Here is an 11,873-nt window from a genome sequence, read left to right on the forward strand (position 1 = left end):
TCCTAAATCGTTCCCCTCCGCGAAGGTTCGACGACGGATTACCCCTCTCGCGTGCGAACCGCTGTCAGTTCCCATACGTTTAACTCCGCGAATTCGGTGGTTGCAGGTAGACATGACGCAACGAGGGCTCACCGTCCCAGAGGCAACCGTACTCGACGCCTGTGGCGACCGGGCACTGCCGCGAATGGGACGCATCGAACAGGTGTGGGAAACGAACCCGCTCACCGAATCCGAACTGCGGACACAGACCGCCGAGGCGGTTCGGGCGCTCGACTGGGACGGCGTTCCGAACGGCGGCGAGGTGGCGGTCGGCGCTGGAAGTCGCGGCATCGCCAACCTCGCGCTCATCGTCGCCACGGTCGTCGAAACCGTCGCTGAACTGGGTTACGAGCCATTCGTCTTTCCGGCGATGGGGAGCCACGGCGGCGCGACCACAGCGGGCCAACGCGAGATGCTCGCGACGCTGGGCGTGACGCCCGAGGCGATTGGCTGTGAGATTCGCTCCGACATGGACGTCGTCGAAGTGGGGCGAACCGCAGACCGCGACGTACCTGTGGTAGCCGACGCGAACGCGGTGGCCGCCGACGCCATCCTGCCCGTCAATCGCGTGAAACCCCACACCGACTTCGACGGCCCGGTCGAGAGCGGCCTCTCGAAGATGCTCGTCATCGGCATGGGCAAACAGCGCGGCGCGAAAATCGCCCACGAGTGGGCCATCGACTGGAGTTTTCGGAACATGATTCCGGAAATTACCGAGCAGTTGCTCGCCACCCTCCCCGTGGTGGGCGGGGTCGCCCTCGTCGAAGACCAGCACGACGACACCGCCATCGTCGAGGGCGTCCGCCCGGAGGGCTTCCTCGACCGGGAGCGCGAACTGCTCGAACTCGCCTCCGATAGCATGCCCACGCTACCGTTCGACGACATCGACGTGCTCGTCCTGGACGACGTTGGGAAGAACATTAGCGGGCAGGGCATGGACACGAACGTCATCGGGCGTCGTCCCTTCGCCATCAACGAACCCGAGCCCGACCAGCCGACCATAAAGCGCATCTTCGCCCGCGGCCTCACCGACGCGACCCACGGCAACGCCATGGGCATCGGTTCCGCTGATTTCATCCACGGCGACATCCTCGCCGAAATCGAAACCCCGACGACGCTCATCAACGCCATCACGGCGAGCACGATTCGCGGCGTCAGAATCCCGCCAGCGGTCGAAACTGACAGAGCGGGCCTCGTCGCGGCACTCTCGACTATCGGCGTCGTCGAACCGGAGACGGTCCGCGTCGTCCGCGCCTCGGACACGATGCACCTGCACCGCGTGTACGCTTCTGAGGCACTCGTCGAAGAAGCGCGAGAGCGCGATGACCTCAAGGTCGTCGCAGAACCTGAACAGATTACGTTCGAAGCGGGACAGTTCGTCGCGCCCTCGCCAGGGGTCGATGAGGAAGTGAATTCGAGAAGTCAGTAACCGTCGTGACTGACGAGTCTTGGCCAAATACAGTTGTACTCGCCAGCAGCGACGAGAGCAGAGACCAGCGGTGCGGCACCGTAGAACAGGTCTGCGAGGAGCGTCTCGAACGTCACGGCGCTCTGGGAGTCGCTGTACACGAGTTCCCGGAGGTGGTCACACCGGGCGACGTACCGCTCGGGGAACACGCCATTGTGGTCGTAGACGCCGCGGGCGATGAGGTGGGTGAGTTCGTCGGCGGGGGCCGGGCCGTAGAACACGCCGTGGTCGAGACGCCGGGCAAGCATGCCCTGTTCAACGCTCGCGGCCGTCCGAATCATCGACCCGTCGAGCGGGGAGGCGTAAGCGAGGTGGTTCACCAGTTCGACTGAGAGGTTTTCCTGCGAAAACGACCGGGCGATGTAGTCTCGACTTCCGAAGTTGGAGGCGAAGAGTCGACGTTTAATGAACGACGCGACGTCGCTTGGGCTGGTGACCAGCGTACGGAGCGTGAGCAGTGGCTTTCGTGCGGCGATGCCAGCGATGTAGAGCAGGTTGTCGATTCGCGGCACGGACGGTTCGAAGCGCGCTTGGCAGACGGCCACTGCGTCGTCGTAGCGGGCTGCGTCCACCAGAATGTCCACGTCGCTCCCGACCAGCGCCTCGGGAAGTTCGTCGTAGCTCCGGAGCACCGCGTACGGAATGTCGTGGGCGTCCAGCGCGACGAACGTTTCGCGGAGCGTTTGCTGTTGGGCCGCAGAGAGGGTGGTCGTCCGTGGCCCGTCTTCTGCGTGGTCGGTTGCCGTGTCGTCGACATGCGGTGGGGTGTTGTCGACGGGTTCGCCGTTCTTTATGGTTCGAAGTTCTCCGCGTCCTTCCTCAACGACGTGAACGATATCCTCGAACTCCTCGGGCGTGACTTCGATGCGAAAACTCCCGAGGTGAAGGTGGATGATGCCACTCGTGTCCTGTTCGATTTTACAGGGGGCGAGTTCCGAGAGGTCGAACTCGCTCAGCGTGGTCTCAACGATTCCCATTCGTGAGCTCCCGGTGTGCTGCAGTGAGGTTGTCCGCGAAGTGCTCGAAATCCTCGATGCTCATCTCCAAGCGCAGGTTCCGGAGGTGGATGTGGATGCTCTCGCCGACGTTGTCCTCTACGTCGAACTTCGTCGCCGAGATGCGCGGCGCTGGCTCCACCAGTTTCGAGGCGAGGAGCTGAACGAAGACGTTCATCTACGCGGTCACCCCTCCCCGAGGATGCAATGAGACGGAGCGAGTGCGCTCGCCCCAGAGCCCGTTCCCAGTTACCATTCGCGTCACATCGCCCGATTCGGCAAAGAGTATGGCTCTCCTAACCGGCATGAAACGGACGCGTAGTTATAAAGAGCGACCCACGACCACTGTCGTTCGAAGCGGGTGGAACCGACCGCAGCCGGGCGGACAGCGTGCCGCGTCGCCAAATCCACCCACGAGCGCAAAATCGGTGGATGACGTAAGTATAATCTGTATTGCCAGTTTCTACCCGCTATGACAGCCACTGGCACTATTTCGCTCCGCGAGTGTTACGACCGCGCTCGGGAGGGGCGGTACGGATTCTTTGCGAGCAACGTCACGCATTTCGACATTCTCGTCGGGCTCTTACAGGGAAGTGCGGCCGCAGACTCGGACCTCGTCGTGCAACTGGGTTACGAGGAAGCGGCGTTCTTCGGCGGAGGTGACCCGGCCGTCGGCGTCCAGGTCTTCGGCGCGTGTCTCGAAACGCTCGCAGAACGGTACGGGGTCGCGGCGTACTGCAATATCGACCACGTTCACGTCCCCGACAACTTCGACTTCCTCGAAGCAGCCGTCGAGTCGGGCGTCCCTGACTCCGTGATGGTCGATGCCTCTTCGGAACCGTTCGAGCAGAACGTCGAACTGACCGCAGAAGCCGTAGAACGGGTCGGTGACGACGTGCTCGTGGAGGCGGAACTCGGGCGTATCGCTGGCATCGAGGGGAGCACCGAGACGCCCGACGACGAGGCGTTCTACACCGACCCCGCAGACGCCGTCGAATTCGTCGAGCGGACGGGCTGTGACCTCCTCGCGGTGTCCATCGGAACCCAACACGGCGTCGCCTCGGGGCGCGACCTCGACGTGCGCCCGGACCTCGCCGTCGAAATCAACGACGCACTCGCCGATGCCGGGCTGGACACCCCGCTCGTCGTCCACGGGGCCTCCGGAGTCGCGGACGAACGCATCGAAGAACTGCTCGACGCTGGCGTCTGCAAGTTCAACAAGAACACACGGTATCAGTACGAGTACGCTCGGACCGCCGCGGACTTCTACCACGAGCACGCTGACGCGATTCGACCGCCCGAAGGCGTCGCAGACGACCGGGCGAGCTTCTTCGCCGACAGCGACTGGGAACCACAGAAGACCCACTTCCACCCGCACGTCGTCTCCGAAGCCGTCCGCGACCGCATCGCCGACGTGATGGCTGATCTCTGTGAACTGACCGGCAGCGCCGGGGAGTCGGTGTACGTAGAGAAATGAGTGGTGCTGAATCAGCCCCGGTCCTCGTCGGCATCGACGCCGGCCTCACGAACGTCACGGTGACGGCCTTCGACGCCGAGGGCACCGAACTCGCGAGTGCCTCCCGCGCGACGCCCGCGGTCGAGACGGCTCCCGATCGCGACGAGCAGGACCACGACCGCCTGTGGGCGACGGTGTGCGAAACGGTCGCCGCCGTCCTCGACGACGACGCAGCCGTCTCGCCCGACAACATCGCGGGCGTCGGCGTCGCGGGCCACGGCCACGGCCTCTACGGACTCGACGCCGACGGCACGCCGGTCTGTGGCATCAAATCGACCGACAACCGCGGCATCGACGCCATCGAGCAGCATCGTCCGGACGCCCGTGAGGAGGTCGTCGAACGCCTCGGCTGGGAGCCGTTCGGCGCAGACCCGCTCAGCCTCCTCGTCTGGCTTCGGGAGCACGACCCGGCCACCTACGACCGGTTGGAGACAGTGCTGTTCTCGAAGGACGTGCTCACCCACCGACTCACGGGCGAATGCGCGACCGACCCCTCCGAGGGGAGCGTGTTCTACGGCCCGGACGCCGAGTACGACGAACGGGTGTTCGCCGCGCTCGACATCGAAGAAGCATACGACGCGCTGCCGCCCGTGGTGGCAAGCACGGAGCCCATCGGGACGGTCACAAAAACGGCCGCGGCGCAGACCGGATTTCCAGAGGGCACGCCCGTCGCCACGGGCCTGCAAGACGTCGCCGCCTGCACACTCGGTGCGGGTATCGTGAGCCAGGGCGACGGCCTCATCATTCTCGGGACGTGGGGCCAGAGCGTCGCCGTCCTCGACAAACCAGGGGACGGCGACGAAGGCCTCCCCCGACGCTATCTCGACGGGTGGCTTCGCTACAAGGGAATCCGGTCCGGGGCGGCCTGCGTCGAGTGGTTCGTCGAGAACTGCGGGGGCGACTGGCGACAGGAGGCCACAGAACGCGGCTGTTCGCCCTACGACGTTTACGAGGAGGCAGTCGCAGGCGTCGCCTCCGGCGCGAATGGCCTCGTGTTCCACCCGTTTCTCAAGGGTTCGACCGACGACCCGAACAGCGCCGGCGGCTTCTACGGCCTTCGCCTCGAACACACGACGGCACACATGCTCCGGGCGATTTACGAGGGCGTCGCAATCACGCAGACGAGCGCACTCGATTCCATCGACGCTAATCTCGACGCGATTCGCCTGACGGGAGGCGGCGCACAGAGCGAGACGTGGACCCAGTTGTTCGCCGATATCTCGGCACTCCCCGTGAAGGTTCCCGCAGAACGTGAAACAGGCGCGCTCGGCGCGGCGCTGTGTGGTGGCGTGGCCGCCGGCGTCTATCCGAACGCCGGAACGGCGGTCGAGCGCACAGTCGGGACTGCCCGCCGGTACGACCCCGACCCTCAGACGAACGCCCAGTATCGAACCGTGAGTGAAGCGTTTTTCGAGGCAAAAGATGCGATGGAACGGCCGTGGGAAACGCTCAAGTCGCTGGCCACAGAGCGTAGAGTCGAATGAGGGTACTTCTCTGCGGAGATCCACAGCAGCCGAGCGAATACATGTACGAGGCACTCTGTGGACTCGAAGACCAGGGCGTGACGTTCGAGCGAATGGATTGGTTGGGCGAGGCGTCCCCGACCGAATTTCGCGACGTGACGATGGACATGGAGTCGCTCGGGCCGGGTAGCTACGACACCGACGACATCGCGGCGAATCTCGAGGGCATCGACGTGCTCGTCGTCCACAAAGCGCCGGTTTCGCGCGAACTCATCGAGGGAGCCGACCTCTCGATTGTCGGTGCGGCCCGGGGCGGAACCGAGAACGTGGACATCGAAGCCGCCACAGAAAACGATGTGACCGTCCTGCACGCACCGGGACGAAATCGCGACGCAGTCGCCGACTACGCCGTCTCGATGCTGCTCTCGCGCCTGCGCGAGATTCCGTTCAACCACGCCGAACTCTCGACCGGCGAGTGGAGCCAGGTGTTCGACCCCGACCAGTTGCCCCCAGACGTGCGAACGACGACCATCGGCATCGTCGGTTTCGGACACATCGGCCGCGGCGTCGCCCGCCGCCTTGCTGGCTTCAATCCCGAACTGCTGGTCTACGACCCGTTCGTCCCCGACGACGACATCGAGGGGGCGGGAGCGCAACCCGCCGACCTCGAAACGCTGCTCGCCGAGGCCGACGCCGTGACGCTTCACGTTCGCCTCTCAGAGGACACGAAACGGATGATTGGCCGCGAGGAGTTCGACCAGATGAACGACGAGGGCTACCTCGTCAACACCGCCCGCGGCGGCCTCGTCGATACCGACGCGCTCGTCGACGCCGTCTCCGAGGGAGCCATCGCCGGCGCAGCCCTCGACGTGTTCGAAGACGAGCCGATTCCCGAAGGCCACCCGCTGTTCGACCTCGACGGCGTCATCCTGACGCCCCACGTCGCTGGTTCGACCCGCGACGCCGTTCTCGGCGGCCCGCGCATCATCGCCTCGCAACTCGAAGCCTACCTCGACGGCGAGACGCCAGCGCACGTCGTCCGGTAATTCAGCCCGCAGAAACAGCCGGTGACTTTCTCCTCACCCGCGTTCGATAATCAGCGAGTACATGATGATGGCGAAGCCGATGGCGACGAGGACGCTGTTTATCAGAACGCCCAGTTCGAGCGACACCGAAAGTAACTGATTGGCGACACCCGCGAGCAACGCGCCAAAGGTGATGACGCCGAAGCCGATACCGAGCGCACGGAGCGAACGCGCACCAGTCCGGCGATACGCGCTGAAGGCGATGTACGTGACGCCGCTGCCGAGCAGCAGAATCACAGTCTTGACGACCACGATGGCGGTTCCGGTCATCGTCATAGTTCTTCACCCATCTTCGACCAGATGTCGGCGAGGCGCTCGCCGGCGTTCTGGGGTGGTCGCTCGACGGATACAGAGAACGTGTCGTCGTCGGTCACGGCTATCGTCACGGCGTCGAAGTCGCGTTCGTAGCGCGTCGTTCGACCGCCCTCGGGGTTGATGACGTCTCGTTCACGGACGAGCGAGGCGGTACTGAGCAGTTCGAGTTTCCGGTACAGGGTAGACCGGGGAATGTCACAGGCGTCGATGAGGTCGGTTGCAGTCATAGGTTCGGCTGTTTCGCGAAGGATGGCCCGGCAGTCGGTATCGTCCAGCGCTTCGAGGACAGCCTGCAGGCCCGGCGTGTCCGCAGATTCGCTGGCGTCGAACACCATTAGGTGACGTTACAGGTGGCCCTGCAAAGGCTATCCGGTTGCTGACGACGGCCGATGGCTGGCACAGGCACCGGCGACCCGGGAAATGCGGTCAGATTCGAACCTCCGCTCGCGCGTCGAGCAGTCGTTCGCCGCGTTCGGTGCGTTCGAAGTACCCGCCAGTCAGCGAGCGGATGTGCCCCCGTTCGACGAGGCGCGAACAGGCTCGTTCGACCGTAATCGGGTGATGTGAGACGGCGTCTGCGATTTCCATGGCGTGGCGCGGGGTGCTGTCGGCCAGCGTCTGGAGAACCGCACGCTCGACGCCCGTTTCGTACTCGCTCGCGGGGTCGCCTCGGGAGTCACACATCTCGCTGGGTCTCGTATTCGGTGAGCAGGTCCTGATAGCGATTGCGGATGGTGACGACGCTGACGCGGGCCACGTCGCCGACGCGCTCCTGTGTCACCTTCCTGTTCGTGAGTTGGGTCGCAGCGTAGAGTGCCGCGGCGGCCAGTCCAACCGGACTCTTGCCGACGTGCGCCCCCGTCCCCTTCGAGACGGCCAGCAGCTCGCGAGCCTGTCGTTCTACCTCGTCGTCAACCTCGAGGGCGGAGGCGAACTGCGGGAGGTACTGCGCCGGATTCTCCGGTTCGATTTCGAGGCCGAGTTCCCGCGAGAGATACCGATACGCCCGCTGGATGCGCGTCTCGTCCACCCGGCTGACCTCGGTAAACTCGGAGAGCGGGCGCGGGACGCCCTGCTGGCGCGCGGCAGCGTACAGCGATGCCGTCGCCATTCCTTCGATGGAACGGCCCGGCAGCAGATTTTCAGAGAGGGCGCGACGGTAGATGACTCCCGCCGTCTCGCGAATCGGTTCGCCGAGTCCGAGAGCAGAGGCCATGCGGCTGATTTCGCCGAGCGCCTGCCTGAGATTCCGCTCATGAGAATCTTTCGTCCGGTAGCGTTCGTCCCACGTGCGAAGGCGCTTCAGCCGACTGCGTTTGCGTTCCGAGACGGGCTTGCCGTAGGCGTCTTTGTCCTGCCAGCTAATCGTCGAACTGAGGCCCTTATCGTGGATGAGTTGCGTCGTCGGTGCGCCGACGCGGCTCTTGTCGTCTCGTTCGCCGGCGGTGTACGCCCGCCACTCGGGGCCGTGGTCGAGGTCGTCTTCGTCGACCACTAGGCCACAATCCTCGCACGTCGATTCGCCGCGGCCGCCGTCTTGGACGATTCGCCCGTTGCACTCTGGGCACTGAGTTTTCGCTCGCGCATCTGTCGTCGCGGTTCGTTCGCTCGACGGGGCTTCCCTCCGGGAAAGTTTCGTTCGTGTCATGGTCGTGGGTGCACGCTCGGGACGCCGACCGACTCGTGTGACGGTCTCTAGCAACACCCACTCGGGGACGGACAAAGAGCGAATGGCGGATTCCCAGCGGGTGGGAATCCCCGTCGATTCACCCCTTGCCTGACGAAGGTTTACGGCTGACCCGGTTCGTCGTCGAGCTATCCTCGGTACTCGTCCCACAGAGCCGCGATTCGGTCTTCGATCTCGTCGAGGACAAGTGCAACGACGTCACGATGATCGTCCGGCCACGACGCGTCCTGGCCAGGTGTCGAGGCGGTGGGTGGGGGGTGGAAGTGGGCTCGTGTATTATGGGGATTCGAGTGACGGTCCCACCGGCACTCCCATGGGTGGTCCGCGTGCGTCTCTCGATAGTGGAGTTTGAAGTCGTCGTTCGTGTACCAGCGAACCGTCAGCGTCGCCTCGTCGAGGGTCGCTGGATAGTACGGCGACGCGAACCGGACGCGAAGTTCGAGGTGGCCGCTTGCGTCCGTGACAGTCGCTCGGGAGACTTGTCTCGTTGCTGCGAGCCGCGTTTGAAGAAACTCGAGGAGTGGTCGGTCGATGGGGGCAGGGCTCCCGCCATCGCCTGTCGGTGGCACCATCGAGCGGACTACCCGGATGCCTGCTCGCGTTCGCTGCCCATGCGTTGCTGGCGGGCGCGTTCGTAGCGTTCTCGTTCCTCACGGGTGGTCGCCCAGTCAGCGAGGTCGCTGTACACGTCGTCGATGGTCCGTTTGTCGCTGGCTTCTACGACGGCGATGGCGTCGACTGCGGCCGGTGACGCAGCATCGTACGTGTCTTCGTACTCGGTGATGCGCGTCGTTAGCTCACGAACGCGGGTCTGGAGCTCCTCGACGGAATGGGCGGCTGCGAGCTGGTTGATGCGCCGCCACTCGAAGTACGCGTCATTCCGTTCGTAGGTGGCTGGATGGCCGTCGTGTCGGGTGACGATTCCCAGATTGTCGAACCAGTTCAGATACTTCCGGGCAGTCTTCGGGTCACAGTCGGCGGTGTCGGCAATTGCACTCGCTGTCGTCGGTTCTCGGGTCTGGAGGATGGTGCCGTAGATGCGTTGTTCGACGTCGTCGCCGGCGAACGCATCTTCGAAGGGAGGTGGTCCATTCGCGTCTGTCTCGACCATACTCGGAGTTGCAGAGTGAAGGATATAATTCTTACTTCGAGGAATAATTTCTCGTATTGGTGGCGCAGGAGATATCTTAAGTTCTGGTGTTTCACTCAATACGCACTCAACGACGCATCCACCCGCTCTGCCAGATACGACGATATCCGCGACCGGCGCCACCCGAGTGGTGACACCACGCTCTCGGCCGCTCGGAGCAAAAGGTCACAGTAGAACTCGACGTCGTACTCACTCGGGTGCTCGCTTGCAAGTGCAACTCGGTCGATGTCGTCCGCGGCGTCGTCGACTACGACGTACTGCACCTTCTGCCCCGGGCCACGGGACCGTCCAAGTTTCGCCGCCCGCTCCAGTGCGGCCACGTTCCGCGTCGATTGCGAATACTCTTCCAGAGACTTCGAGACGCGATTCGTGACGACCAGTTCGGCGGTGTCCACCTTCCCTGACCGAAGCTTCCCCAGCCACACCTGTAGACGGTCGCACACCGCCTCGGGCGTCCGGTGGGTGTCGAGCGTCTCGATGAGGTCCTTCTGCGCTTCTTTGACGAACGGAGGCGTACTCCGCTGGCGAACCTCGATGCCCCGGTATTTGTACTCGCCACTCGCCTTCTTCCCGAAGTACTTGGTCAGCGCCCCGGCGTTGCTCGACCGTAGGGGGACGAAAGCAATCCAGTCGTAGGCCGTCTCGTACTCCAGTCGAATGCCCACCGCGTCGGTAATCTCCTTCGCCAACTCGTCGAGCGGCGTCTGCTCCTCGTCCTCGACGGCCGTCACCCAGAGACTATCCACGATGCCGTGGACGACGCGCCAGCCGTTCGCCTCGAACACGTCTTTCGCGTCGAGGAGAATCTGGCGTGCGAAGGCGTTGATTGCCTCGTGGCACTCGATGCGCCCGAACTTCGCGTTCGAGAAGCCCTGGTAGCCAAAGGAGGAGACGAGAATCCACTTGAGCGCGTTCGACCGACCTTCGAGCACGGCTCGCCGCGCTGGGTCATCCGTCTCTGCGAGTTCGCGCTTGTACGCATCCCGGTCTGCGATGAGCGGTTCGAGCACGTTCGGGAGATACCCGCGCTCGTCGCAGATAGCGTAACCAAGACCGGGCACGTCCTCGCGGCCGGCGTGGCAGTCACACCGAATCTTCTCGGGACTCACGTTCCGCGTCACGATGATGTTCGGATACAGCGAGGAGAAGTCGAGTTCGTGGACGTCCTCGTGGAGGCCCACCTTCGGCGCGAAGGTGAACCCGCCGCGGTCGGCCTCGTGAAGCTGGTTCATCGTCTTGAATTGCTCGTGACGCCACGAGTGCCACGGGACGAGCACCCCGCGTCTGCGGGCTTCCTTGATTTCGATGGCCGTCAGGATGTTGCCAATCGACGCCCACGCGAGTTCCTGAAGTGGTTTCCCCGAACGCTTCACGAGGTCCAGACAGCCGTCGAGGTTCGTCTGATTCCACATGAACGTGTTGCTGCGGTCGATGATGACTCGTCCTGGAAGGTTGTAGCGAGCAGGCGAATGGCCCACCCGGCCGTAGCTCGTGTACGTCGATTTCCCGGCGAGACGCTCCCAGCCGGGCAGTCGTCCGAGGTAGAACTCGTCGTTGCCGACCTGTCGCGCCTGCTCGTAGAGGGCGGGAACGAGTTCGCTCGTCGAGAGCAAGAACACGTCCGGGTCCTGTGCGTCGAGGCGTACGGAGAGCACGTCGAGAACCTCCGCGGGCGTGCCCTCGACCGTCTCGTCGTCGAGTTTGAGCGTCGTGATGCGCCCCCGGCTGAGATTCGACTCGGGCGTGGAAAGTGACAGGACGCGCAACTCGCGCTCGGGCAGGGGCATGATGTCGTTTTCGAGGCAGTAGCGATACTCCCGCGAGAGGTCCACGTTGTAGGGGCGGTACGTCCCCGGCGACCCCCACCCGGCGATGGTGTGGGCGAGCGTGGTCACCGCGTCGAGTTCGGTGACGCCGACTTCGAGGACGGGTTCTGTGTCGTGGCGAAAACTGACGCGCTCGCTCACCTCGCGAACGTGCGACACAGCGGGATGACCGCGAAGCACGTCCGCAGCGTCAGCGAGATGGCCCGCACCGTGCGCCGACACGTAGATGGTGGGCGTATAGGATTCATCGCGCGTGTAAGTCGCGCCCTCGTCGGTGAGCGACCACGCGAGCACGTCACCGTCGCGGTAGTCGAACGTGAAGGGCATGG

At 64.1% G+C, this 11,873-nt stretch carries 13 protein-coding genes; 4 read left to right on the forward strand and 9 right to left on the reverse strand.

Going from position 1 to position 11,873, the window contains the following annotated elements:
* Window positions 1-112: 112 nt before the first annotated feature.
* Window positions 113-1,468 (forward strand): DUF362 domain-containing protein, encoded by a 1,356-nt coding sequence (locus P0648_RS17845; RefSeq protein ID WP_277506212.1) that lies wholly within the window; start codon window positions 113-115, stop codon window positions 1,466-1,468.
* Here the strand turns inward: P0648_RS17845 and P0648_RS17850 are convergent.
* Both P0648_RS17850 and P0648_RS17855 read right to left on the reverse strand, forming a co-directional pair.
* Window positions 1,462-2,484: a hypothetical protein gene (locus P0648_RS17850; protein WP_277506213.1), complete on the reverse strand. Its 1,023-nt coding sequence runs from the start codon at window positions 2,482-2,484 to the stop codon at window positions 1,462-1,464. The two genes, P0648_RS17845 and P0648_RS17850, sit on opposite strands and share 7 nt — an antisense overlap.
* A complete protein-coding gene (locus tag P0648_RS17855) occupies window positions 2,471-2,680 on the reverse strand; it encodes a hypothetical protein (RefSeq protein ID WP_277506214.1) in 210 nt (69 codons plus the stop codon). Before P0648_RS17855 ends, P0648_RS17850 begins: the two co-directional genes overlap by 14 nt.
* A gap of 294 nt (window positions 2,681-2,974) precedes the next feature.
* Here P0648_RS17855 and fba point away from each other — a divergent pair, with 294 nt between their 5' ends.
* From fba to P0648_RS17870, 3 genes are read left to right on the forward strand one after another with little or no spacing between them, the layout of a single operon-like run.
* Entirely contained in the window at window positions 2,975-3,979 is a 1,005-nt protein-coding gene (fba, locus tag P0648_RS17860) for a class II fructose-bisphosphate aldolase (protein ID WP_277506215.1), read from the forward strand.
* Window positions 3,976-5,502 carry an FGGY-family carbohydrate kinase gene (locus P0648_RS17865; protein ID WP_277506216.1) on the forward strand — a complete coding sequence of 509 codons (1,527 nt, stop codon included), beginning with the start codon at window positions 3,976-3,978 and terminating at the stop codon, window positions 5,500-5,502. The genes fba and P0648_RS17865 overlap by 4 nt, the downstream gene beginning before the upstream one ends.
* Entirely contained in the window at window positions 5,499-6,527 is a 1,029-nt protein-coding gene (locus P0648_RS17870) for a 2-hydroxyacid dehydrogenase (protein ID WP_276275161.1), read from the forward strand. The genes P0648_RS17865 and P0648_RS17870 overlap by 4 nt, the downstream gene beginning before the upstream one ends.
* 33 nt (window positions 6,528-6,560) lie before the next feature.
* Here the strand turns inward: P0648_RS17870 and P0648_RS17875 are convergent, their stop codons facing one another.
* The 7 genes from P0648_RS17875 to P0648_RS17905 form a co-directional block, all read right to left on the reverse strand.
* Window positions 6,561-6,842 carry a hypothetical protein gene (locus P0648_RS17875; protein ID WP_276248510.1) on the reverse strand — a complete coding sequence of 94 codons (282 nt, stop codon included), beginning with the start codon at window positions 6,840-6,842 and terminating at the stop codon, window positions 6,561-6,563.
* Window positions 6,839-7,216 (reverse strand): helix-turn-helix domain-containing protein, encoded by a 378-nt coding sequence (locus P0648_RS17880; RefSeq protein ID WP_276275160.1) that lies wholly within the window; start codon window positions 7,214-7,216, stop codon window positions 6,839-6,841. Before P0648_RS17880 ends, P0648_RS17875 begins: the two co-directional genes overlap by 4 nt.
* Before the next feature lie 91 nt (window positions 7,217-7,307).
* Window positions 7,308-7,565: a transcriptional regulator gene (locus P0648_RS17885; RefSeq protein WP_276248512.1), complete on the reverse strand. Its 258-nt coding sequence runs from the start codon at window positions 7,563-7,565 to the stop codon at window positions 7,308-7,310.
* Entirely contained in the window at window positions 7,558-8,529 is a 972-nt protein-coding gene (locus P0648_RS17890) for a transcription initiation factor IIB family protein (RefSeq protein ID WP_277506244.1), read from the reverse strand. The genes P0648_RS17885 and P0648_RS17890 overlap by 8 nt, the downstream gene beginning before the upstream one ends.
* A 167-nt stretch (window positions 8,530-8,696) precedes the next feature.
* On the reverse strand, window positions 8,697-9,140 hold the full coding sequence (locus P0648_RS17895) for a hypothetical protein (protein WP_276248514.1): 444 nt from the start codon (window positions 9,138-9,140) through the stop codon (window positions 8,697-8,699).
* An 8-nt stretch (window positions 9,141-9,148) separates the two neighbouring features.
* Window positions 9,149-9,679, reverse strand: coding sequence for a sugar-specific transcriptional regulator TrmB (locus tag P0648_RS17900; RefSeq protein WP_277506219.1), 531 nt, complete (start codon window positions 9,677-9,679; stop codon window positions 9,149-9,151).
* A gap of 95 nt (window positions 9,680-9,774) precedes the next feature.
* Window positions 9,775-11,871, reverse strand: a complete 2,097-nt coding sequence (locus P0648_RS17905) for a type B DNA-directed DNA polymerase (RefSeq protein WP_276248516.1) — start codon at window positions 11,869-11,871, stop codon at window positions 9,775-9,777.
* Between the last annotated feature and the right edge of the window lie 2 nt (window positions 11,872-11,873).

It is taken from the genome of Haladaptatus sp. DYSN1 (genome assembly GCF_029489995.1).
GTDB lineage: Archaea > Halobacteriota > Halobacteria > Halobacteriales > Halococcaceae > QDMS2.